The sequence below is a fragment of the Telluria mixta genome, assembly GCF_029223865.1.
Classification (GTDB): domain Bacteria; phylum Pseudomonadota; class Gammaproteobacteria; order Burkholderiales; family Burkholderiaceae_D; genus Telluria; species Telluria mixta.
The window spans coordinates 2,909,070-2,930,172 of sequence record NZ_CP119520.1 but is presented as its reverse complement, the minus strand read 5'-3'; the positions used below and the strand labels follow the sequence as shown (position 1 = coordinate 2,930,172).

The window sequence follows — 21,103 nt, the reverse complement described above, 5'->3', positions numbered from 1 at the left end:
CATGAGAATCGTCGAGATCCGCGAACAGACACTCCCCATCAGCTCCCCCATCCGCAACGCCTACATCGACTTCAGCAAGATGACCTTGAGCCTCGTGGCCGTCATCACGGACGTGGTCCGCGACGGCAAGCCCGTCGTCGGCTACGGCTTCAATTCGAATGGCCGCTACGGCCAGGGCAAGTTGATGCGCGAGCGCTTCATCCCCCGCATCCTCGACGCCGATCCTGCAGCCCTGCTGGACGACGCGGGCGACAACTTCGAACCGCACCGGATCTGGGATGCGATGTTCACCAACGAAAAGCCGGGCGGCCACGGCGAGCGCTCCGTCGCCATCGGCACCATCGACATGGCCGTGTGGGATGCCGTCGCGAAGATCGAAGGCAAGCCGCTGTTCCAGCTGCTGGCCGACCGCTACGGCGACGGCCGCCCGCACCGCAACGTGTTCGTGTACGCTGCCGGCGGCTACTACTATCCCGGCAAGGACCTGGAGAAGCTGAAGGACGAGATGCGCAGCTACATCGAACGCGGCTACAATATCGTCAAGATGAAGATCGGCGGCGCGCCGCTCGACGACGACCTGCGCCGCATCGATGCCGTGCTGTCCGTCCTGAAGGATGGGCAGAAGCTGGCCGTGGACGCCAATGGCCGCTTCGACCTCGACACGGCCATCGCGTACGCCAAGGCCCTGTCGCGCTACGACCTGTTCTGGTACGAGGAGGCGGGCGACCCGCTCGACTTCGAACTGCAGGCCACCTTGCGCAACTACTACGACAAGCCGATGGCGACGGGCGAGAACCTGTTCTCGATGCAGGATGCGCGCAACCTGGTCCGCTACGGCGGCATGCGTCCGGACCGCGACTGGCTGCAGTTCGACTGCGCCCTCTCGTACGGCCTCGTGGAATACCTGCGCACGCTCGACATGCTGCGCCAGCACGGCTGGTCGCGCACGCGCTGCATCCCGCACGGCGGCCACCAGATGTCGCTGAACATCGCGGCCGGCCTGGGCCTGGGCGGCAACGAATCGTATCCCGACCTGTTCCAGCCGTTCGGCGGTTTCCCCGACGGCGTGCGCGTGGAGGACGGCTTCATCACGATGCCGGACCTGCCGGGCATCGGCTTCGAGGGCAAGGCGGACCTGATCCGCGAAATGCGCAAGCTGTCGGCCTAGGATCCGCTCACGTCCGCATCCTCGCCGAGTTCGAACTCGCCGCGCGCGAACGCTTCGAGCACGGCCTGGGCCTGCTGCAGATGATCCGCCGGGACGAGGATGCGCACGCCGCCCAGCGCAGGCGCCAGCAGCATGTCGGTCTGCACGAGGTTGGCGTCGGCCAGCACGGCCGGGATGCCGGAGGCGGCGAGGCAGCCCTGCACGAGGTTCGCTTCCAGCGGGATCAGGTAGCGCGCCACCTCCACCAGGTCGCGGCCCGGCAGGCGTGCCAGCTCGGGGACGCCGGTCAGCAGTGCGTTCAACGGTTCGTTCGATGCTTGCATGACTCGCTCCTTTTACGCCAGCGCGGACAACAGGTACAGCACGACGCCGATCAGTCCACCGACGATGGTGCCGTTGATGCGGATGTATTGCAAGTCCTTGCCGATGTTGATTTCGACCTGGTGCGACATCTCCCCACTGTCCCAGTGTTTCACCGTGTCGGCGATGTGGCGCGTCAAGAAGCCCGCGAATTCGGGCGCCGCGCCGCGCGCGGCCAGTTCCAGGTTCTCGTTCAGCGCCGTACGAAGCACGGGATCTTCGGCCAGCGTCCTGCCGATCCAGGCACCGGTCGCGACGATCCGGCGCCGCAGCACCGAGTCCTCCTTGTGCAGGTCGGCCTTGATCCAGCCTTTCAGGTCGCCCCACAGCGAACCGATGTAGCCGTTCACGGAGGCGTCACCGATCAGGTGGCGCTTGATGTCCTCGCCCTTCTCGATGAACGCGGGGTCGGTCTTCAGCCTTTCGATGAAGTCGTGCGTGAAGACGTCGAAGCGGCGCCGCAGCGGGTGATCCGGCTCGTCGTTGACGCGCTTGAGGATGCCGGCCGCGAGCCGCACGGAAATGTCGGCGCCCTTGCGGCCGATGAGTTCCGACGGCAGCATCTTTTCCATGAACGCGTACTCGTCGCGCAGCCAGTCGACGATGCCCTGCGCGATGAAGTCCTGCGTCTCCGGGTTCGCCAGCAGGTTGGCCAGCTGGGCTATGCCTTCGTCGAGGATCTGCTGGTGGCGGCCGTCGCGCGTCAGGCTTTCCAGGATCGTGCCCGCCGTCTGCGACAGGTCGACGCTCCTGACCACGCCGTGCACCCCTCGCCGGATGAAATCCTGCACGGCCGCGTCCTCGATGACGTCGAGGGCGAAGCCGGCCACGCGCACGAGCGTGTCGCCCAGACACTCCGTGTTCTCCGGCCTGGTCAGCCAGTCCGCGACCTTCTGCGCCGGATCGTGGCGCTGGATCAGGCGCACGATGGAATCCGTGTCGAGGAATTTGTCGCGCACGAACGCGGCCAGGTTGTCGGCGATGCGTTCCTTGTTGGCCGGGATGATCTCCGTGTGGCGCGACACGACGGGAATCGGGATGCGCTTGAACAGCGCGACGACGGCGAACCAGTCGGCCAGCGCGCCCACCATCGCCGCTTCCGAAAACGCCTTCAGCAGCCCGATCCACCAGTTGCCGGGCCAGCGGGAGGACAGCAGGAGTGCGACGACGAACAATACGGCGGCGCCGATGAAAAAGCCCAGCGCCAGGCGCTTGGACTGGCGCAGCTCAAGTTCTTTGGAAGGCATGGTGTCCATGCCACCATCGTAGCCCAGCCTAGACGATATTGTCGCGCAGCAGCGTGGCGATGGCGTTGTCGGTCCACCCCCAGTCGGCCAGGATGGCGGCCCCGTCCTGTCCCGGCGCGGCGACCTGCCCCGCCTGGCCGGGTGTACGCGAGAAGCGCGGCGCCGGCGCCGGTTGCGTGACGCCGTCGACGTCGACGAAGGTGGCGCGCGCCGCGTTGTGCGGGTGGCGCGGGGCCTCGTCCATGTCGAGCACCGGCGCGAAGCACACGTCCGTCCCCTCCAGCAGCGCGCACCAGGCGTCGCGCGTGCGCGTGGCGAACAGCGCGGCGAACCGGTCTTTCAGCGCCGGCCAGTCGTCCCGGTCCCATTGCCGCGCGAACGCCGGATCGGACGCCCCCGTCAGCGCCAGCAGCCGCGCATAGAACTGCGGCTCGATGGCGCCCACGGCGATGAACTTCCCGTCCGCGCAGGCATACGTGGCGTAGAACGGCGCGCCACCGTCGATGAAATTCGCGCCGCGCGCGGCCGACCACGAGCCGTGCGCGCGCAGCCCGTACATCATGGCGCCCAGCAGCGCGGCGCCGTCCGTCATCGCGGCATCGACGACCTGCCCGCGGCCCGATATCCGCGTTTCCAGCATGGCGCAGACGACGCCGAACGCGAGCATCATGCCGCCGCCGCCGAAGTCGCCGACGAGGTTCAAGGGCGGCGCCGGCGGCCTGTCGGCGTCGCCCATCGCATGCAGCATGCCGGACAGCGCCACGTAGTTGAGGTCATGCCCGGCCGCCGGCGCCAGCGGGCCGGTCTGCCCCCAGCCGGTGACGCGGCCGTACACCAGCTTCGGATTGCGCTCCAGGCACACGTCCGGCCCAAGGCCCAATCGCTCCATCACGCCGGGCCGGAAGCCTTCGACGAGCGCGTCGGCCTTCGTCACGAGATCGAGCAGCAACTGGCGCGCACGCGGGTGCTTGACGTCCAGCGCCAGCGAACGCCGGCCGCGCGCCATCACATCGTATTTGGTGCCGAGCGTCGGATACGGATTGGGGGCCGCGGGATCGGGCTTGCGGTCGATGCGGATCACGTCCGCGCCCATGTCGGCCAGCATCATCGCGGCGAACGGGCACGGGCCGATGCCGACCATTTCGATCACGCGCAGCCCCGTGAGAGGTCCTTTGGCCATCACAGCGAGCGGGCGATGATTTCTTTCATGATCTCGTTCGCCCCGCCGTAGATGCGCTGCACGCGTGCATCCAGGTACATCTGCGTGATGGGGTATTCGAGCATGTAGCCGTAGCCGCCGAACAGCTGCAGGCAACGGTCGACGATCTTGCACTGCAGGTCCGTGATCCAGTACTTGGCCATCGACGCGCGTACCGTGTCCATGCGGCCGGCGACGATGTCCTCGATGCAGCGGTCGATGAACACGCGCGCCACCGTCGCCTCGGTCTTGCACTCGGCGAGCACGAAGCGCGTGTTCTGCATGTCGATGAGGGCCTGGCCGAACGCCTTGCGCTCGCGTGCGTGCGTGATCGTCAGGTCCAGCGCGCGCTCGATGCACGCGACGCCCGCCACGCCGACGATCGTGCGCTCGTACGGCAGCTCCGTCATCAGCTGGGCAAAACCACGTCCCTCTTCGCCGCCGAGCACGTTCTGCAGCGGGACGATGGCCTCGTCGAAGAACAGCTCGCACGTGTCCTGGCCCTTCTGCCCCATCTTCTCGAGGATGCGGCCGACGCGGAAGCCCGGATTGTGCGCCGTCTCCAGCAGCATCAGCGAGATGCCCTTCGCACCCGCGGCCGGATCGGTCCTGGCGACGACGAGGACGAGATCGGCGAGATAGCCGTTCGAGATGAAGGTCTTGGACCCGTTCAGGCGGTAGCCCAGGTCCGTGCGCACGGCGGTCGTGCGGATGCCCTTCAGGTCGGAGCCGGCACCCGGTTCGGACATCGCGATCGCGGCGACCAGTTCCCCGGTCGCGAGGCGCGGCAGGTATTTGTATTTCTGCTCTTCCGTGCCGTGGTTCAGCAGGTAGTGGGCGACGATCGCATGCACGTGCAGGCCGAACGCGGTATCGCCGGCCAGCGCCAGTTCCTCGAACACGACGGCCTGGTGGGCGAACGTGCCGCCCGAGCCGCCGAAATCGTCGGGCACGTCGGCGAGCAGCAGACCGAGTTCGCCGGCCTTTTCCCACAGCACGCGGTCGACGTGCTGCTGCTCGCGCCAGCGCTGCTGGTGCGGCACGACTTCGGCCGCCACGAAGCGGCGCACGGCAGTGCGGAAGGTTTCCAGTTCAGGCGTCATCCAGGGAGATGTCATGGCCGCCCCCTTACACTTGATACAGCGTGACGACGCAGGCGCCGCCCAGGCCCAGGTTGTGCTGCAGCGCCGTGCGCGCGCCCTCGACCTGGCGCGCCCCCGCAGTGCCGCGCAACTGGTGCGTCAGTTCGAAGCATTGGGCGAGGCCCGTCGCGCCGAGCGGGTGGCCCTTGGACAGCAGGCCGCCGGACGGATTCGTGACGACCTTGCCGCCATACGTGTTGTCGCCGTCGCGGATGAACTTGTCGGCGCCGCCTTCCGGGCACAGGTCCAGCGCCTCGTACGTGATCAACTCGTTGTGGGCGAAGCAGTCGTGCAGCTCGACGACGTCCAGGTCGTCCGGCCCGATGCCCGCCTGCGCGTAGACTTTCTGCGCTGCTTCCCGGCTCATGTCGTAGCCGACGAGGCGCATCATGTCGTTCGATTCGAACGTGCCGGGACGGTCCGTCGTCATCGCCTGCGCGGCGATGTGGACGTCGGCGCGCAGGCCGCGCTTTCTGGCGAAATCTTCGGACACCAGCACGGCCGCCGCGGCGCCGCACGTGGGCGGACAGGCCATCAGCCGCGTCATCACGCCGGGCCAGATGGCGGGCGCGTCGAGCACGTCCTGCGCGCTGACCTCCTTGCGGAACAGCGCCAGCGGATTGTTCGCCGCATGGCGGCTGGCCTTGGCGCGGATGCGCGCGAACGCCTCCAGCGGCGTGCCGTATTTTTCCATGTGCGCGAGGCCGGCGCCGCCGAAGTAGCGCAGCGCCAGCGGAATTTCGGGCTTGCCGACGAGGCGGTCGGTGACGGCGTCGAAGTCGTCGAACGGCGCGGGCCGGTCCGTGAACACGGATGCCAGCGCGCCGGGGCTCATCTGCTCGAAGCCCAGCACCAGCACGCAGTCGGCCGCTCCGCCCTGCACGGCCTGGCGCGCGAGGTACAGCGCGGTCGACCCGGTCGAGCAGTTGTTGTTGACGTTGACGATCGGAATGCCCGTCATGCCCACGCCGTACAACGCCTTCTGGCCGCAAGTGGAATCGCCGTAGACGTAGCCGGCATAGGCCTGTTCGACGTCCTCCCAGGCGATGCCCGCGTCCTCCAGCGCTGCGCGCGCGGCCTGGGCTCCCATTTCGTGGTACGGGGCGCTCGCCCCCGGTTTGGCGAACGGGATCATCCCCACGCCGGTCACATGGACTTTGCGGCTCATCGTCGTCTCCTTTTTTATTAGGTCAGCCGACCTATCCGACAGATTATAGGTCAGTCGACCTTCTTTTCAAAGCATGCCGTGCGATAATGCCGGGCATGAAGGCAACGATCGACCAGACCCTGCGCAACAAGTCCTCCCTCACGACCGAAAAAGGGTGGGAGCGCGTGCACGCGATCCTGCAGGCCGCACGCCGGCTGCTCGCGGAGGACGGCTATGCCGGGCTGTCGATGCGCAAGGTGGCGGCCGAGGCGGGCATGACCCTGTCGAACGTCCAGCACTATTACAACAGCAAGGACGTCTTGCTGGAAGCGGCGCTGCTGTCCACGATGGACGAATTCCAGGCCAAGATGGACCGCATCTCGGCCGAGATGCGCGACCGCCCGCGCCTTGACCAGTTCCTGTCGACAACCGACATGTTCCTGGAAGAGATCACGGACCCGGTCACGCACGCGCTGTTCTTCGAGATCTGGGCACTGGCGTCGCGCAATGCGTTCGCGTCCAGCCTGATGGACCGCATGCTGGGACGCGAGCGCAAGACCGTCTACAACCTGATCCGCGGGCTGAACCCGGCCATCACGGACGAGGAATACATGCAGCGTGCCATCCTGATGGTGGCGCAGATCGAGGGACTGATGCTGTTCCGCCTGGACCGCGACTCGCGCCGCGAGCAGTTCATGGCCGTCAGGGCGGCCGTGCGCAAGGCATTGCTGAATCTGGCCACGGTGCCGTAAGCGTCCTGCATTGGTCGTGTCGCGTATACTGGCCCGGTTCAACACAAAGGAGCCGGGATGCAGCACGACATCAGCCTGATCACCACCATCGCCGCCGCCCTCGGTCTCGGCCTGCTGTTCGGCATGCTGGCCGTGCGCCTGCGCCTGCCGGCCCTGGTCGGGTATCTGGCCGCCGGCGTCATCATCGGCCCCGCCACGCCGGGCTTCGTGGCCGACGTGCATCTCGCGTCGCAGCTGGCCGAGATCGGCGTGATGCTGCTGATGTTCGGCGTCGGGCTGCATTTCTCGCTGGACGACCTGCTCGAAGTGAAGGGCATCGCCCTGCCCGGCGCCGTGCTGCAGATCACGGTGGCGACCCTGCTCGGCATCGGCCTCACGTACCTGTGGGGCTGGGACCTCGGCGCCGGCCTCGTGTTCGGCCTCGCGCTGTCGGTCGCGAGCACGGTGGTGCTGCTGCGCGCGCTGGAAGACCGCGGCGAGCTCGATTCCTTCAACGGCCGCATCGCCGTCGGCTGGCTCGTCGTGGAAGACCTCGTGACGGTACTCGTGCTCGTGCTGCTGCCCGCGCTCGCCGGCCCGCTGGGCGGCAAGGGCGAAGGCGGCTCGCTGTGGCTCTCGCTCGGCAAGACCCTGCTGCAGGTGGGCGCATTCATCGCCTTCATGCTGCTCGTGGGCCGCAAGCTGTTCCCATGGTTCCTGTGGCGCGTGGCCAAGACCGGCTCGCGCGAGCTGTTCACCCTGGCCGTGATCGCGGCCGCCGTCGGCATCGCGTACGGGTCGTCGCATTTGTTCGGCGTGTCGTTCGCACTGGGCGCGTTCTTCGCCGGCATGGTGCTGCGCGAATCGGAGCTGAGCCACCGCGCGGCGGAAGAGACGCTGCCGCTGCGCGACGCGTTCTCCGTGCTGTTCTTCGTCTCGGTCGGCATGCTGTTCGACCCGCGCGTGCTGGTGGAGAGCCCGCTGGAAGTACTGGGCGTCGTCGCCATCATCCTGGTCGGCAAATCGCTGGCCGCGTTCTTCCTCGTGCTGGCGCTGCGCTATCCGCTCAACACGGCGATCACGGTGTCGGCCAGCCTCGCGCAGATCGGCGAATTCTCGTTCATCCTTGCCGCCCTCGGCATCTCGCTCGGCCTGCTGCCGGAGATGGGGCAGAACCTGATCCTCGCGGGCGCCATCATCTCGATCGCCGTGAACCCGCTGATGTTCAAGCTGGTGGGCCCGCTGCAGAACTGGGTGCTGGCGAAATCCGACCATGCGCGCAAGATGGCGCGCTCGCCCGACCCGCTGGCCGAGCTGCCGACGACCGTCACGCACGAGCGCCTGACGGGCCAGGTCGTGCTGGTCGGCTACGGCCGCGTGGGCAAGCGCATCGCGCAAGAACTGGACCGCGAAGGCATCCATTACGTGGTGGCGGAACAGAACCGCGACATCGTCGAGGACCTGCGCCGGCGCGACCAGCCGGCCGTGGCGGGCAACGCGGCGGAACCCGCCGTGCTGATCCAGGCCCACATTGCGCGCGCATCGATGCTCGTGATCGCGACGCCGGACACCTTCCACGTGCGTGCCATGGTCGAAACGGCCAAGGCCCTGAATCCCGCCATCCGCTGCGTGGTCCGCACGCACAACGAGGAAGAGGCACGCCTGCTGCGCGAAGAGACGGGCGGCACGGTCCTCGTCGGCGAACACGAACTGGCGCGCAGTATGACGCGACATGTGCTGGACGGGCTAGCGCTCGCGCAGGCGCACTGATTCCGCGACGACGACGGCGAATGCGCAGACCATCGTGCTGCGCTCCATGATGCCGGCGGCCAGCAGCGCGACGGTCAGGCCGGCGCAGCGCCGGACACAATGGCCGCCCAGGCGCGCCCCGTGCCGCAGCGCGGCGGCGCAGACGGGCGGACCAGCCAGCCTCAGAGGCACCGGACGCCGATGCCACGCCGCCAGATGCCAGGCGGCGCCCGCCACGCCGGCCAGCGCGGCCATCACCGGCATCGTGCGCGCCAGCGCAGGCGTATTCAGCAGCGCCTGCGCGACGGCCGCACCGGTCAGGTACACGGGCAGTCCAAGCGCCGTCCACGTGGCGGCCCAGGCCAGGCCGGCGGCCGCCGTGAGCAGCAACGGGCGCCATCTTCCGTCCAGCGCGGCCCGGTAGTCCAGCAACGGCGCCACGGCGAGCGGCAGCATCATCGGCACCATCATCGCGCCCCACATCCCCGTAAAACCGGCCGCGGCACCGGGCCACGACTGGCCGCACATCGGCAGCCACATCGCCGCCATGCTCCACCCGCCGGGCATCGGGATCTGCCCCATGATCACACGGGATACTCGTCGTGCCGCCGCCACCAGACGCCGTTCTCGTTGCGGCCTTTCGGTGCGCGGTCCAGCCAGGGATACATGCCCCACAGCGCGTCGAGGCCGCGCGCGTACGTCGAATAGGTGTGGTACACGACGCCATCCTCCAGCACGAAGGCGCTCAGGCCCGGCCGCTCGCGCGTGTAGGTGGCGAGGTCGGTGCCGGTCGATACGGCCTGCTGCGCCGCCGGACCGGTGCCGTTTTGCAGCGGCATCGGCATCGGCGGCTCGCGGCGGTAGTTGTACTCGATGCCACCTTCGCGTTGCTGCGTCTCGCTGAACCAGACGTTGAAGTCGGCATTGAAGTCCGCCTCGCCCGGCAGCGATGTCGCCCACGGAAACGTCCATCCCATGCGCCTCTTGTAGGCCTGCAGCTTGGCTTGCGGCGCACGCGAGACGGCCATCAGCATCACGTCGTGGTGGGCCAGGTGCGTGGCGATGCCGTTGAAACCGTCGGCGATCGCCGAGCAGGATGGGCAGCCCGCCGCGTAGTCGACACCGAACATGAAGTGGTAGACGAGCAGTTGCGAACGGCCCTGGAACAGGTCGGCCAGCGCCACGTTGCCCGCTTCGGTCTCGAAGCGGTAATCCTTGTCGATGCGAACCCAGGGTAACGCTTGCCGCTGGCGCGCCAGCTCGTCGCTGCGGTGCGTGAGCTCGCGCTCCGCTTCCCACAGCCGCAGCCGCGCGGCCAGCCATTCGTCCCGGGTTCCCGCTTGATGAGTGCTCATCGTTTTCTCCTGTTGGTTGAAGGTGCGGTGCTATATTAGGGACGGCATACCACCCGACGGGAGTGACAAGTTTGGCGCGATTCCGATGGACTCGATGATCACGGCGGCGGCCCTGGCGCTGGCGCATGGCGACCCGCTCGGCGCCCTCTCCCGCGTCGCGTTGCGTGACGATGCCCCCGCGCTCGCATTGCGCGGCATCGCGATGGCGCAGCTGGGCGATCTGTCTCGCGCCCGCCAGCTGGTGCGCCGCGCCGCCCGCGCGTTCGGTGCGAAAGAGGCCGTCGCGCGCGCCCGCTGCCTGCTCGCCGAGGCCGAGATCGCACTCGCCGTGCGCGACCTCGACACAAGCACGACCTTGCTCGCCGAAGCGTGCCGCACGCTGGACGAACACGGCGACCATGCCAATGCCGCGCACGCCCGCTACCTGGAGATCCGCCGCCTGCTGCTGACGGGCCGCCTCGACGATGCCGGGCAGCGCCTTGCCGCGCTCGATCCGGCCGGCCTGCCGCGCGCCCTGCGTGCCGCGCACGAGCTGACCGCGGCCGGCATCGCGATGCGCCGCCTGCGCGCGCACGCGGCACGAGAAGCGCTCGCCCGCGCGGACGCCCACGCGCGCGCCGCCGGCATCGCCGCGCTGGGCGCCGAGATCGCGTGGGCCGCGCGCCTGCTCGACACGCCGGCGGCCAGGCTCGTCACGCCGGATGGCCCGCGCGACGTGCTGCTCGACGACGTGGAGCGGCTGATGTCGTCCACGGCGCTGGTGGTCGACGGGTGCCTGCATGCCGTGCACCACCTCGGCACGGACATCGCGCTGGCCCGGCGCCCGGTCCTGTTCGCGCTGGCGCGAACCCTGGCCGAGGCCTGGCCGCAGGATGCAGCGCGCGACGCGTTGATCCTGGCCGCCTTCCGCATCCGCCATCCCGACGAGACGCACCGCGCCCGCCTGCGCGTCGAGATGGGCCGCCTGCGGACCGTACTGCGCGGCGTCGCCGGCGTGCGCGCCACGCCGCGCGGTTTTCAATTGATCCCGCGCGACGGCCACGACGTCGCCGTGCTCGTGCGCCCCGTCGATGACGACCACGCGTCCGTGCTGGCGTTGCTGGCGGACGGCGAGGCGTGGTCCAGTTCCGCGCTCGCGCTGGCGCTGGGCACCAGCCAGCGCACCGTCCAGCGTTCGCTGGAAGCGCTGGCAGCAAGCGGCAAGATCCAGGGATACGGACAGGGCCGCGCGCGCCGCTGGTCGATGCTGCCCCTGCCCGGATTCGCGACAAACTTGTTACTCGCGACGGCGCCGGGCGTTCCCTAGAATGACCATATGAAAACGACACCTGCCCACATCGTCCGCGAATACGGACCCTACGACGACAAGCCCGCCGTGCACGGCGTCTCCTTCGACGGCAAGCAACTGTGGTTTGCCTCGGGCGACCACCTGAATGCCGTCGATCCCGCCAGCGGCGAGCTGCGCCGCTCCCTTGACGTGCAAGCCCATGCGGGGACGGCTTTCGATGGCCGCTACCTGTACCAGATCGCGGACAGCCGTATCCAGAAGATCGACCCGGACACGGGCGCGGTCCTGTCGACCGTCCCGACGCCGGAAGGCGGCGGCGCCGGCCTCACCTGGGCCGAAGGTTCGCTGTGGATCGGACAGCACCGCGCGCGCAAGATCCACCGGCTCGATCCGGAGACCGGGGCGATCCTGCACACGATCGAGTCGAAACGCTTCGTCACGGGCGTGACGTGGCTGAACGGCGAGCTGTGGCACGCCACCTGGGAAAGCGAACAGAGCGATTTGCGCCGGGTGGATCCGGATACCGGCGACGTGCTGCAGACCGTCGACATGCCGGCCGACGTCATGGTATCCGGCCTCGAATCCGACGGCGTGGATCGTTTTTTTTGCGGCGGTGGCCATAGCGGCAAGATCCGGGTCGTGCAGCGGCCAGAATAAAAAAAACGGCGGACATCACTGTCCGCCGCATTAACTTGAGTGCTACCTCAAGACCATCAAACAACCGGGCACGTCGAAAAACCTGCTACGCGTTGCAGATTCCGTCTGCGATGCTCGCTGTACTCTCGTACAGCTGCGCTTCTCAACGAAATCTGCTGCCGCTCGCGACGGTTTTTCGAGGTGCCCTACCACCAAACTTTAATCAGGCCACGGCCGCCTCTTCGGCACACAGCTTCAGGCTCGCATGGCGCGGTGCGTTCAGACCCGCCATCAGCGCTTCCTGGTGTTCTTCCAACAGGTTGAACACGGCATCCTTCGACAACACGTACTGGTCCAGCAGCGTGTCCTTGATCGAAACGATCACGTCCTTGTAGTCGCGGATCGAATTCAGCGTGTAGTTATAGAGCTCGTCCGATTTCTCCTCGACCTGGCGCAGCGTGTGCTCGCCGGACGCGTCGTTCTGCAACTGGCTGTAGTCGATCTTGGCGCGCGAATACATCGACAGGCGGCCGACCATCAGGTTCAGCATCTTCGTGATCTTTTCGATGTCGTTCTGGCTGCCCACCGAGATACCGCGTGCACCATAAAACAGTTCTTCCGCCGCCACGCCGCCGTACAGGCCGATCACGTCGCGCTCCAGTTCTTCCAGCGTGCGCAGCGACATGTCTTCACCGGACTGCAGCACATAGCCCAGCGCACCGATCTTGGACACCGCTTCCGTGCTGATCTTCAGCAGATGCGACTTTTCCTTGACCTCGCTCAGGCTCATGCCGGCACGCAGGAACGGGTCGATCTGCATGAAGAAGTGACCCAGTTCGTGCACGGCGATGCGCTCGCGCTGCTTGAGCTTCTCGGCCGTCGTGGCGCGGTCCGTCAGGCCGATCGTGGCACGCTCGTATGCGCGGAACAGCAGGTCGGTATTGATGATCGTCTTTTCCTGGATCGAGATCATCGATGCGCGCTCGACCACGGTTTCCAGCAGTGCGGGGCTCAGGTTCTGGGTGATTTCCGCGACCTGGTCCAGGTCGAGGTCGTTCCAGTCCACGAGACCTTCTTTCTTGCGTGACAGGAAGCTGCGCAGCAGTTCCTTGCGCTCACCCTTGTTCGGCAGGCGGAAATTGATCTTCACGGAGAAGCGGCGCAGCATCGCTTCGTCCATCTCCGTCGACGCATCGTCGAAGTTCGAGGCCACGACCCAGATCACGCCCTGGCCCTTGTCGCTCTTGACGCCGTCCAGCAGGCCCAGCAGGGTGTTCGCGGTGTCGTCTTCCCATTTCTTTTCGCTGCGGCCGCGCGGCATGAACAGGCTTTGCGCTTCATCCAGGAAGATGATGCAACGGCCCTTGCCCGACGCCTTGCGGTACAGGGCGTTCAGCGCCTTCGAACCGCCGCCGACATAGCCCGATTCCAGCGCCGAGCCGGACGCCTGGATCAGCGGGATGTCGAGGCGCTTGGCCAGGTAGCCCACCAGCTTGGTCTTACCGGTACCGGCCGGCCCCGTCAGCATGACGTTGAACGGCTTGTCGATGTTGTGCTCTTTATACAACTCGCGGTTGCGGATCATGTCTTCCAGGTGCAGCACTTCCTGCTTGATGTCTTCCATGCCGATCAGGTCGTCCATGCTGCCCTTCAGCTTATCCGGCGTGATCATCTGGCTGCTCATGCCCATGCCCGGGATGCCGAATTTCATGGCGTACAGGATCACCAGCAGCACGGTCAGGTCGAGCGCATGACGCTTCAGGAAATCGACGATGTCGGCTCCGACGCCTTCGCCTTCGTCCTGCAGGACGGCCTTGTGCGACGCCAGGTACTCATCCTTGGCGATCGAATACGGGATCGCGTTCTTCAGCAGCACTTCGCGCTCCAGCGACAGGTGCGACGTGCTCGGCACTTTCACCACGTGCAGTTGCGGCGCATTTTTGTACTTATAGATATAGCGCGGCGAATCCGACAGCGGCTTCGCGACGAGCAGGTAGTCGAGACGGTCCTTCTGGGCGGCCAGTTGGGTGATCTCGGAGATATTCTGCGAGTAGACGACCGGCGACGGATCTTGCGGGATATCGGCCTTGTAGATTGCCCAGCCCGTCAGGATGCCGAGCAGGACGGCAGTCAAGATTCGGACATAAACATTCTTAAAGGCAATTTGAAGTCGGGCAAAATTGGGCATATCGGTCTCTTACAAGGTCGAAGGTGCGTGATACGGCATTGGTTACTACTGCCTTCCGGAGTGCCGAGTGGACGCGAAAGGCGGCGGTGCGGGGACCGCGGGGTATTCAAACGTGTGCGTTTGATATTGTTTTGATGCCCGAAGGCAATGGGGATATGGAGACTATACTCGCAAAGAAAAGCGACGTGTATACCGTGCGGTGAAAAAATTTTGAATCACAACAGGGATGATCAAGCTGATATCTGTTTTCATTGCCCATCTCATACATTCAATAAATAAATCGCAATAAGTCGCTCTATGTTTGGTGTTTTATCAATAGCCAATAGACTAATTAATTGCATTTCTTTTATTTAAAAATGATTAACTTTGCCATCTGTTTATCGTGCTTTAACGGCACGTAACGGACGCGATGCATGGCGCATTTTTGCTATGCTGGGATCATCCGCATGACGCCGCCAATGGTCGTGCGGGTTACGTACCCCACAGTCAGACAATGCATGGATAAGGAATGACCGTGAAACGATACGCACTTGCCGCAATGCTCAGTCTCTTGATGGGTGGCGCCGTCCAGGCTGCCGCCATTGACCTCGACAACAGTCACACCGTGCTGCGCATGCGCGGCGTGACCGATCTGTCGACGGTAAATCACAACGAAGTGGTGGCACCACCTTCCGCTTCGATGTCCGAACTTCCGGAACCGGAAGTGTTTGCCATGATGCTGGTCGGCCTGATCCTGATCGGTTATCGGGCCAGCCGTGACAGCAGCGAGAAATTCAAATAAGGATGAAACACTTTTCCGCAAGACGCGGAAATGTCGATCGACGGCGCCGCAAGGCGCCGTTTTCTTTTGTCAGCCGCTCAGGCCGGCAATTCCTGGCACAGTGCATGAAGCTTGCTGAGCGTCGCCCAATTGCGCGTGGTCGTCGCATCGCCCAGTTTCTTTCCCAGTGCCGCTACGACCGGACTGTCGAGAACGCCATCCGGACACCAGACATAGGCCGCCCGCTCGCCCAGCGCCATCGCCCCCGGCCGCCAGTCCTGGCCGGACAGCGCTTCGACGGCGTCGCGCGAATGGGGGCCGGCGAGAATGAACGTCAACAGGCGGGAATGGTCCGTTGCCTGGTCGAGCAAGGGGTTGGAAGCGATGATGGCATCGAGGTCATCGCAGCTGAGCACGACGGTTCGGGAAGCGACGCCGAGCTTCAGCACGAGCGCTTCCTCGATCTCGGCAGCGACCGTGTCATGCGCCTTGGCCGGGCCGGTGAACACGACGTTGCCACTGTTGAGGAGACTGCGCACGTGGTCGTAGCCCAGATCCGCGATCAGTTTGCGCAGGTCGGCCATGGCGATGCGTTTCGCCCGCCCGACATTTACACCTCTCAATAAAACAATGTAGCGTTTTCTAGTCATCCAGGCATGGTACGGCGCCCGAATTAGATAAGCATTAAGGCACCGGCTTACAACACCGGGGCCGACGGGCGCTCACACGCTCCTTACCGGATGGTAATATTCAATCCATTGCAAAAATTAAATTAAATGAGGGAAGCATGAGCGGTCCTTTCCACCTGACGCCGTTGGCGGAGACCCGACCGGGCATGGTGTTATCCGACGTCGTGCGCGACGGGAAAGGCAATGTGTTGCTGGCACAGGGTATCGTGCTGACCGAATCCATGCTGGCGTCGCTGGGACGGCATGGCATCGACATGCTGCCCATCCTCCAGGCAGCACCCGAGCCGCCACCGATCGATCCGGCAGCGATCCAGGCACGGCTCGATCACATCTTCCGCAAGCACGACCGCGACGACCTCGGCGACTGGGCCACGGGCATCCTGCGCCGCTACGTGGAAGACTACCGCCTGCAGCGCGAGGTGAATCCCGGGGTGAATCCATGAACCGACTGACACCCGAACAACTGGCCGCCGGCGTGCAGGATTTGCCGTCGCTGCCCGCCGTCGTAATGGAATTGCTCAGCAGCATAGAGCAGGAAGACATCGACATCTCGGTGCTGGCGAAAAAAGTGTCGTACGACCAGGCCCTGACGGCAAAAACGCTGCGCCTGGCCAATTCCTCGACGTACGGCCTGCAAGTGAAGGTCACGACGATCCAGCAGGCCATCACCTTCCTGGGCTTCCAGACGACGCGCAACCTGATCACGGCGGCCGCCATCACCGGTTGCTTTCCGAGCGGACGCTGCGGGGGATTCCACGATAAGGGGTTCTGGCGCCATTCGATCGCCACGGCCGCGTGCGCACGCGCACTGGCGCGCCGGATGCGCTTCAACCAGGACATCGCGTTCACGGCGGGCCTGCTGCATGACATCGGCCGGCTCGTGCTGGTGACAGGTCATCCGGACGCGTATGCCCAGGTCGTGGCCTGGCACGCGCAGCATGGCGGCGACTGGCAGGACGCCGAACAGGCCATCCTCGGCATCGACCACGTCGACGCGGGCGTCGCGCTGGCCGACCACTGGAATTTCTCGAGCACCATGCGCCAGGCGATCGCCTACCACCACGCGCCCGACATCCATGGCGCGGGTTTCCTGGCAGCGATCGTGCACGTGGCCAACGCCATCGTGCACGCGCTCGACCTGGCTTGTGAAGACGACGAACTGGTGCCGCGCGTATCCAGCGTGGCCTGGGATGCGATGGGACTGAATGAAGAAGCCTATCTGCACCTGTTCCGCGAAACGGAACTGCAGTTTGGCGAAATGTCGACCATCCTGATGGCTTGAAAAGGGCTCATCAAGCCCAGGATGATCGGTAGTGACAGCAGCGAAGGGTTGCTCCGCTGCCGGGTCTCGCCGGAGGCATGACAGGACCGGCTGTCATGCCCACGGCATCAGTGCGCATAGTTGCCCGACTTGGTCGAAGACGATGCCTCGTTCGATTGCGGTTGTTGGCCTTGCGCCTGAGCTTGTTGCTGTTGCGCAGCCTGCTGGGCAGCTTGCTGTGCAGCTTTTTCCTCAGGCTTCGGGCGGCCCTGGGCATCCGACAGGCGATATTTGGTGCGGCGGTCGCCCATCAGGTCACGCAGGTCGCGGATGCTCATGCCGGTCACTTCGTGCATGCGGATCAGCAGCGAGGCGCCGACCGGCAGGCGGTGGTGGCGGATCTTGCTGATCACCGGCGGTGCGACTTCCAGCATGCGCGACAGCGCAGCATCGTTCTTCAGTTGCATCTTGCCGAGCAGAATGTCCAGCAGATGGTTGGGGTTGTAGCTTTCCTGTGATGACAAAGCGTGATGTGCCATGATGACCTCGTAAATGGTTAAAATAGTTCTCTTACGAACCGTGTTTAATGACTAAGTTTCATCAACATAAGTTCCCGGATCGCGTGTCCGACTGACCAGGTATCCACCTGACATATCGGCCGACGTGTCCCCGGACCGCGTGCGCTCCCTTGGCGGGAAGCGAAAAAACCAATGCAGCGTTGGAACCCTGTCCGGGCGCCGCGACCGAACTGCGGTCGCCGCTGCGGTTTTTGCACTCCCGCTTCCCACATGCACTTGTCTTTCGGACAAATTATCAAACTCATATGTCGGGCTCACACTCGACCTGAGCACGAAATTCATTGGCCGAAATCAAGCTAACCGGTGGAAAGCTTGTCACATAGTCATTTCAGCACATGGTGACAAATTGTGGCGCACGCAAGTGTTTTTTTGGACTAATTTTGCAATTGCCGAGCTACAGGATCTCCTTGATTTGCAAGCAGAAACTAAATCGAGTCGAATCGGCAACTTTAAAGATAACAGCTAGAAAGAAAAATTCAAGATTTAACAATGTAACCGACTGTAGAAATATTTCCCTCGGAAAATCCTGAATTCCGCGCAGCACCGAATGTCGACGCGCACGGCCACACGCACCCGCTTTGTCGGCCGGTTTCCGATTTACGGTAAACTGCATCCACTTGTCAAAGCATCAGCACTTAGAAGCATTCCATGCAGAAAAAAGTATTCATCAAGACCTTCGGTTGCCAAATGAACGAGTACGACTCGGACAAGATGGCGGACGTGCTCGGCGCGTCCGATGGGCTCGTACGCACCGATACGCCGGATGACGCCGACGTGATCCTGTTCAACACCTGCTCCGTGCGCGAAAAAGCGCAGGAAAAGGTGTTTTCCGACCTCGGCCGCCTGAAGGAACTCAAGCGCGCCAAGCCCGAGCTGATCATCGGCGTGGGCGGCTGCGTGGCATCGCAGGAAGGCGAAGCCATCGTCAAGCGTGCGCCGCACGTGGACATGGTGTTCGGCCCGCAGACGCTGCACCGCCTGCCGCAGATGATCCAGCTGCGCCGCCACACGGGCGCGGCCCAGGTCGACATCAGCTTCCCGGAGATCGAAAAGTTCGACCACCTGCCCCCGGCCAAGGTCGAGGGTCCGGTCGCCTACGTGTCGATCATGGAAGGCTGCAGCAAATACTGCAGCTACTGCGTGGTGCCGTACACCCGCGGCGAGGAAGTCTCGCGCCGCTTCGAGGACGTGCTGACGGAAGTCGCCGGTCTGGCCGCGCAGGGCGTCAAGGAAATCATGCTGCTGGGGCAGAACGTGAACGCCTTCCGCGGCGTCATGGAATCGGGCGAAATCGCCGACTTTGCCCTGCTGCTCGAATACGTGGCCGAGATCCCTGGCATCGAGCGCCTGCGCTTCGTCACGAGCCACCCGAAGGAATTCACTCAGCGCCTGATCGACGCGTACGCGAAGATCCCGCAGCTGGTCAACCACCTGTACCTGCCCGTGCAGCACGGCTCCGACCGCATCCTGCAGGCGATGAAGCGCGGCTACACGGGCCTGGAATACAAATCGATCATCCGCCGCATCAAGGCGGTGCGTCCGAACATCTCGATCTCGTCCGACTTCATCGTCGGTTTCCCGGGCGAGACGGACGCCGATTTCGAAGCGATGATGAAGCTCGTCGAGGACGTCGGCTTCGACAACAGCTTCAGCTTCATCTTCAGCAAGCGCCCCGGCACCCCGGCCGCCAACCTGGCGGACGACACCCCGCACGAGGTCAAGCTCGCGCGCCTGCAACGCCTGCAGGCGCAGATCGACGCCAACACCCGCAAGACCAGCGCAAGCATGGTCGGCACCGTGCAGCGCATCCTGGTGGAAGGCCCCTCCAAGAAAGGCGGGGGCGAGCTCCAGGGGCGTACCGAGAACAACCGTGTCGTCAACTTCTTCCCGGGCGACGACAGCGCTGCGCTCATCGGCCAGCTGGTCGACGTGCGCATCACCGAAAGCCTGGATTACACCCTGCGCGGCGACCTGGTCGCCAGCATTGATACGATTGCCAAAGCCAGTTGAAAACGCCTACCCAGCCTTCGTACTTCATTCCCGAGCCGCTCGATAACACGCGGCTCGCCCACCTCTGCGGTCCGCTCGACGAAAACCTGCGCCAGATCTCGGCCGCCCTCGACGTGACCATCTTCCGGCGCGGCGAGAAATTCATCGTCAGCGGGACCAATGCCGAACGCGCCGTCGAGCTGCTCGAACGCTTCTACGCGGTGGCCGACAAGGTCGTGCCGATCGAGGAAGTGCAGTTGGCGCTCGTCGAACAGCGCGCCGGGCTGAAACCCAAGACCGCGGACGCCGAAGCGCCGCCCAAGGAACCGGGCGCCTCGGTCACCGAGGAAGCCGACAAGGGCGATGGCGCCGCGGACGACGACGATGAGCTGGTCAGCCCGATGCTCAAGACGCGCCGCCACGACCTGCGCGGCCGCACGCCGCACCAGATCCAGTACCTGAAGGCCGTGCTCGAACACGACATCAGCTTCGGCATCGGCCCGGCCGGCACCGGCAAGACCTATCTCGCCGTTGCCTGCGCCGTCGACGCCCTCGAACGCGACGCCGTCAAGCGCATTATCCTGACCCGCCCGGCCGTGGAAGCGGGCGAGCGCCTGGGCTTCCTCCCCGGCGACTTCGCGCAAAAGGTCGACCCGTATCTGCGCCCGCTGTACGACGCGCTGTACGACCTGCTCGGCTTCGACCGCACGCAGAAGCTGTTCGAGAAGCAGGTGATCGAGATCGCCCCGCTCGCGTTCATGCGCGGCCGCACCCTGAATCACGCGTTCGTGATCCTCGATGAGGCCCAGAACACGACGGCCGAACAGATGAAGATGTTCCTGACCCGCATCGGCTTCGGCAGCAAGGCCGTCGTCACGGGCGACGTCACCCAGGTCGACCTGCACAAGACGCAGCGGAGCGGCCTCGTCGACGCCATGCACGTGTTGAAGGACGTGCGCGGCATCGCGTTCACCCAGTTCTCCAGCGCCGACGTCGTGCGCCACCCGATGGTGGCCCGCATCGTCGACGCCTACGAGAAGGCCGCGTCGATGCAGGAACTCGGCGCACTCCCCGGCACTTTGACCAAACCAGCCGCTACCCGCCATGCAAGAAAAAAAGCATAACCTGGAACTGGACGTCCAGTACCCCGACACCCGCCTCGAGGCGGACCTCACCCCCGAGCTGGTGGAGCGCTGGGTACGCGGCGCCCTCCTCGGCCCGGCCGAGCTGGCGATCCGCTTCGTCGACGCCGAGGAAGGCCAGACCCTGAACCGCGAATACCGCGGCAAGGACTACGCCACCAACGTGTTGACCTTCGCCTACAACGAAGGCGCGGAAATCGCCGACGACGAACCGACGCAGGCCGACATCGTCCTGTGCACGGACGTGCTGCAGCGCGAAGCCGACGAGCAGAAGAAGACGGTCGAGGAACACGCGGCGCACCTCGTCGTGCACGGGGTGCTGCACGCGCAGGGCTTCGACCACGAGACGGACGAGGAAGCCGAGGAGATGGAACAACTCGAGCGCGACATCATGGAAGCGCTGGGGTATCCGGATCCTTACGCAGAGAACGAATAATTAAACACACCGTCATTCCCGCGGACGCGGGAATCCATA

General features: G+C 64.9%; 21 protein-coding genes. 11 read left to right on the top strand and 10 right to left on the bottom strand.

All coding sequences use genetic code 11. From position 1 onward, the window contains the following. Position 1 precedes the first annotated feature (1 nt). Positions 2-1,168, top strand: a complete 1,167-nt coding sequence (locus tag P0M04_RS13145; protein WP_259449709.1) for a mandelate racemase/muconate lactonizing enzyme family protein — start codon at positions 2-4, stop codon at positions 1,166-1,168. Here the strand turns inward: P0M04_RS13145 and P0M04_RS13140 are convergent. From P0M04_RS13140 to P0M04_RS13120, 5 genes are read right to left on the bottom strand one after another with little or no spacing between them, the layout of a single operon-like run. Then, on the bottom strand, positions 1,165-1,491 hold the full coding sequence (locus tag P0M04_RS13140; protein ID WP_259449708.1) for a putative signal transducing protein: 327 nt from the start codon (positions 1,489-1,491) through the stop codon (positions 1,165-1,167). The genes P0M04_RS13145 and P0M04_RS13140 overlap by 4 nt on opposite strands. A gap of 12 nt (positions 1,492-1,503) precedes the next feature. Next, positions 1,504-2,775, bottom strand: coding sequence for a DUF445 domain-containing protein (locus P0M04_RS13135; protein WP_259449707.1), 1,272 nt, complete (start codon positions 2,773-2,775; stop codon positions 1,504-1,506). Positions 2,776-2,803: 28 nt separating this feature from the next. Beyond that, on the bottom strand, positions 2,804-3,955 hold the full coding sequence (locus tag P0M04_RS13130; RefSeq protein ID WP_281042411.1) for a CaiB/BaiF CoA transferase family protein: 1,152 nt from the start codon (positions 3,953-3,955) through the stop codon (positions 2,804-2,806). Next, the gene (locus P0M04_RS13125; RefSeq protein WP_259449705.1) at positions 3,955-5,091 is read right to left on the bottom strand and encodes an acyl-CoA dehydrogenase family protein; all 1,137 of its coding nucleotides are present in this window, start codon (positions 5,089-5,091) and stop codon (positions 3,955-3,957) included. Before P0M04_RS13125 ends, P0M04_RS13130 begins: the two co-directional genes overlap by 1 nt. Positions 5,092-5,101: 10 nt before the next feature. After that, positions 5,102-6,283, bottom strand: a complete 1,182-nt coding sequence (locus tag P0M04_RS13120; protein WP_259449704.1) for a lipid-transfer protein — start codon at positions 6,281-6,283, stop codon at positions 5,102-5,104. A gap of 95 nt (positions 6,284-6,378) precedes the next feature. Here P0M04_RS13120 and P0M04_RS13115 point away from each other — a divergent pair, with 95 nt between their 5' ends. Together P0M04_RS13115 and P0M04_RS13110 are read left to right on the top strand one after the other, a co-directional pair. Further along, a complete protein-coding gene (locus P0M04_RS13115) occupies positions 6,379-7,014 on the top strand; it encodes a TetR/AcrR family transcriptional regulator (RefSeq protein ID WP_259449703.1) in 636 nt (211 codons plus the stop codon). Positions 7,015-7,071: 57 nt separating this feature from the next. Beyond that, positions 7,072-8,763, top strand: coding sequence for a cation:proton antiporter domain-containing protein (locus P0M04_RS13110; RefSeq protein ID WP_259449702.1), 1,692 nt, complete (start codon positions 7,072-7,074; stop codon positions 8,761-8,763). Here the strand turns inward: P0M04_RS13110 and P0M04_RS13105 are convergent. Beyond that, entirely contained in the window at positions 8,740-9,324 is a 585-nt protein-coding gene (locus P0M04_RS13105; protein ID WP_259449701.1) for a copper chaperone, read from the bottom strand. The two genes, P0M04_RS13110 and P0M04_RS13105, sit on opposite strands and share 24 nt — an antisense overlap. Positions 9,325-9,326: 2 nt before the next feature. Further along, positions 9,327-10,097, bottom strand: coding sequence for a DUF899 domain-containing protein (locus tag P0M04_RS13100; RefSeq protein ID WP_259449700.1), 771 nt, complete (start codon positions 10,095-10,097; stop codon positions 9,327-9,329). Between the two features lie 85 nt (positions 10,098-10,182). Between P0M04_RS13100 and P0M04_RS13095 the strand changes: the two genes are divergently transcribed. Both P0M04_RS13095 and P0M04_RS13090 read left to right on the top strand, forming a co-directional pair. Then, complete coding sequence (locus P0M04_RS13095; RefSeq protein ID WP_259449699.1) at positions 10,183-11,403, top strand: helix-turn-helix domain-containing protein; 1,221 nt, start codon at positions 10,183-10,185, stop codon at positions 11,401-11,403. Between the two features lie 9 nt (positions 11,404-11,412). Next, a complete protein-coding gene (locus P0M04_RS13090; protein WP_259449698.1) occupies positions 11,413-12,042 on the top strand; it encodes a Vgb family protein in 630 nt (209 codons plus the stop codon). A gap of 202 nt (positions 12,043-12,244) precedes the next feature. Here P0M04_RS13090 and P0M04_RS13085 read toward each other — a convergent pair whose 3' ends face one another. Next, positions 12,245-14,209 carry an AAA family ATPase gene (locus P0M04_RS13085; protein ID WP_259449697.1) on the bottom strand — a complete coding sequence of 655 codons (1,965 nt, stop codon included), beginning with the start codon at positions 14,207-14,209 and terminating at the stop codon, positions 12,245-12,247. A 508-nt stretch (positions 14,210-14,717) separates the two neighbouring features. Here P0M04_RS13085 and P0M04_RS13080 point away from each other — a divergent pair. Further along, positions 14,718-14,990, top strand: a complete 273-nt coding sequence (locus tag P0M04_RS13080) for a hypothetical protein (RefSeq protein ID WP_259449696.1) — start codon at positions 14,718-14,720, stop codon at positions 14,988-14,990. A 77-nt stretch (positions 14,991-15,067) separates the two neighbouring features. On the opposite strand, the gene P0M04_RS13075 is transcribed toward P0M04_RS13080, so the two are convergent. Continuing rightward, positions 15,068-15,553, bottom strand: coding sequence for a DUF1697 domain-containing protein (locus P0M04_RS13075; protein ID WP_281042410.1), 486 nt, complete (start codon positions 15,551-15,553; stop codon positions 15,068-15,070). Positions 15,554-15,756: 203 nt separating this feature from the next. On the opposite strand from P0M04_RS13075, the gene P0M04_RS13070 reads away from it, so the two are divergent. Next, complete coding sequence (locus P0M04_RS13070; RefSeq protein WP_259449694.1) at positions 15,757-16,101, top strand: hypothetical protein; 345 nt, start codon at positions 15,757-15,759, stop codon at positions 16,099-16,101. Further along, complete coding sequence (locus tag P0M04_RS13065; protein ID WP_259449693.1) at positions 16,098-16,940, top strand: HDOD domain-containing protein; 843 nt, start codon at positions 16,098-16,100, stop codon at positions 16,938-16,940. The genes P0M04_RS13070 and P0M04_RS13065 overlap by 4 nt, the downstream gene beginning before the upstream one ends. Positions 16,941-17,047: 107 nt before the next feature. On the opposite strand, the gene P0M04_RS13060 is transcribed toward P0M04_RS13065, so the two are convergent. Next, the gene (locus P0M04_RS13060) at positions 17,048-17,458 is read right to left on the bottom strand and encodes a hypothetical protein (RefSeq protein WP_259449692.1); all 411 of its coding nucleotides are present in this window, start codon (positions 17,456-17,458) and stop codon (positions 17,048-17,050) included. Positions 17,459-18,145: 687 nt separating this feature from the next. Between P0M04_RS13060 and miaB the strand changes: the two genes are divergently transcribed. The 3 genes from miaB to ybeY are packed head-to-tail and all read left to right on the top strand — an operon-like array spanning position 18,146 to position 21,064. After that, positions 18,146-19,507 carry a tRNA (N6-isopentenyl adenosine(37)-C2)-methylthiotransferase MiaB gene (gene miaB / locus P0M04_RS13055; RefSeq protein ID WP_259449691.1) on the top strand — a complete coding sequence of 454 codons (1,362 nt, stop codon included), beginning with the start codon at positions 18,146-18,148 and terminating at the stop codon, positions 19,505-19,507. Then, positions 19,504-20,610: a PhoH family protein gene (locus P0M04_RS13050; RefSeq protein ID WP_259449690.1), complete on the top strand. Its 1,107-nt coding sequence runs from the start codon at positions 19,504-19,506 to the stop codon at positions 20,608-20,610. Before miaB ends, P0M04_RS13050 begins: the two co-directional genes overlap by 4 nt. Continuing rightward, positions 20,591-21,064, top strand: a complete 474-nt coding sequence (ybeY, locus tag P0M04_RS13045; protein ID WP_036235624.1) for an rRNA maturation RNase YbeY — start codon at positions 20,591-20,593, stop codon at positions 21,062-21,064. Before P0M04_RS13050 ends, ybeY begins: the two co-directional genes overlap by 20 nt. The last annotated feature ends 39 nt before the right edge of the window (positions 21,065-21,103 follow it).

Bases quoted from the DNA above. Each gene is read 5' to 3' on its own strand.
- P0M04_RS13145 (WP_259449709.1), top strand. From the start codon at position 2: ATGAGAATCGTCGAGATCCGCGAACAGACACTCCCCATCAGCTCCCCC.
- P0M04_RS13140 (WP_259449708.1), bottom strand. From the start codon at position 1,491: ATGCAAGCATCGAACGAACCGTTGAACGCACTGCTGACCGGCGTCCCC.
- P0M04_RS13135 (WP_259449707.1), bottom strand. From the start codon at position 2,775: ATGCCTTCCAAAGAACTTGAGCTGCGCCAGTCCAAGCGCCTGGCGCTG.
- P0M04_RS13130 (WP_281042411.1), bottom strand. From the start codon at position 3,955: ATGGCCAAAGGACCTCTCACGGGGCTGCGCGTGATCGAAATGGTCGGC.
- P0M04_RS13125 (WP_259449705.1), bottom strand. From the start codon at position 5,091: ATGACATCTCCCTGGATGACGCCTGAACTGGAAACCTTCCGCACTGCC.
- P0M04_RS13120 (WP_259449704.1), bottom strand. From the start codon at position 6,283: ATGAGCCGCAAAGTCCATGTGACCGGCGTGGGGATGATCCCGTTCGCC.
- P0M04_RS13115 (WP_259449703.1), top strand. From the start codon at position 6,379: ATGAAGGCAACGATCGACCAGACCCTGCGCAACAAGTCCTCCCTCACG.
- P0M04_RS13110 (WP_259449702.1), top strand. From the start codon at position 7,072: ATGCAGCACGACATCAGCCTGATCACCACCATCGCCGCCGCCCTCGGT.
- P0M04_RS13105 (WP_259449701.1), bottom strand. From the start codon at position 9,324: ATGGGGCAGATCCCGATGCCCGGCGGGTGGAGCATGGCGGCGATGTGG.
- P0M04_RS13100 (WP_259449700.1), bottom strand. From the start codon at position 10,097: ATGAGCACTCATCAAGCGGGAACCCGGGACGAATGGCTGGCCGCGCGG.
- P0M04_RS13095 (WP_259449699.1), top strand. From the start codon at position 10,183: ATGGACTCGATGATCACGGCGGCGGCCCTGGCGCTGGCGCATGGCGAC.
- P0M04_RS13090 (WP_259449698.1), top strand. From the start codon at position 11,413: ATGAAAACGACACCTGCCCACATCGTCCGCGAATACGGACCCTACGAC.
- P0M04_RS13085 (WP_259449697.1), bottom strand. From the start codon at position 14,209: ATGCCCAATTTTGCCCGACTTCAAATTGCCTTTAAGAATGTTTATGTC.
- P0M04_RS13080 (WP_259449696.1), top strand. From the start codon at position 14,718: ATGACCGTGAAACGATACGCACTTGCCGCAATGCTCAGTCTCTTGATG.
- P0M04_RS13075 (WP_281042410.1), bottom strand. From the start codon at position 15,553: ATGGCCGACCTGCGCAAACTGATCGCGGATCTGGGCTACGACCACGTG.
- P0M04_RS13070 (WP_259449694.1), top strand. From the start codon at position 15,757: ATGAGCGGTCCTTTCCACCTGACGCCGTTGGCGGAGACCCGACCGGGC.
- P0M04_RS13065 (WP_259449693.1), top strand. From the start codon at position 16,098: ATGAACCGACTGACACCCGAACAACTGGCCGCCGGCGTGCAGGATTTG.
- P0M04_RS13060 (WP_259449692.1), bottom strand. From the start codon at position 17,458: ATGGCACATCACGCTTTGTCATCACAGGAAAGCTACAACCCCAACCAT.
- miaB (WP_259449691.1), top strand. From the start codon at position 18,146: ATGCAGAAAAAAGTATTCATCAAGACCTTCGGTTGCCAAATGAACGAG.
- ybeY (WP_036235624.1), top strand. From the start codon at position 20,591: ATGCAAGAAAAAAAGCATAACCTGGAACTGGACGTCCAGTACCCCGAC.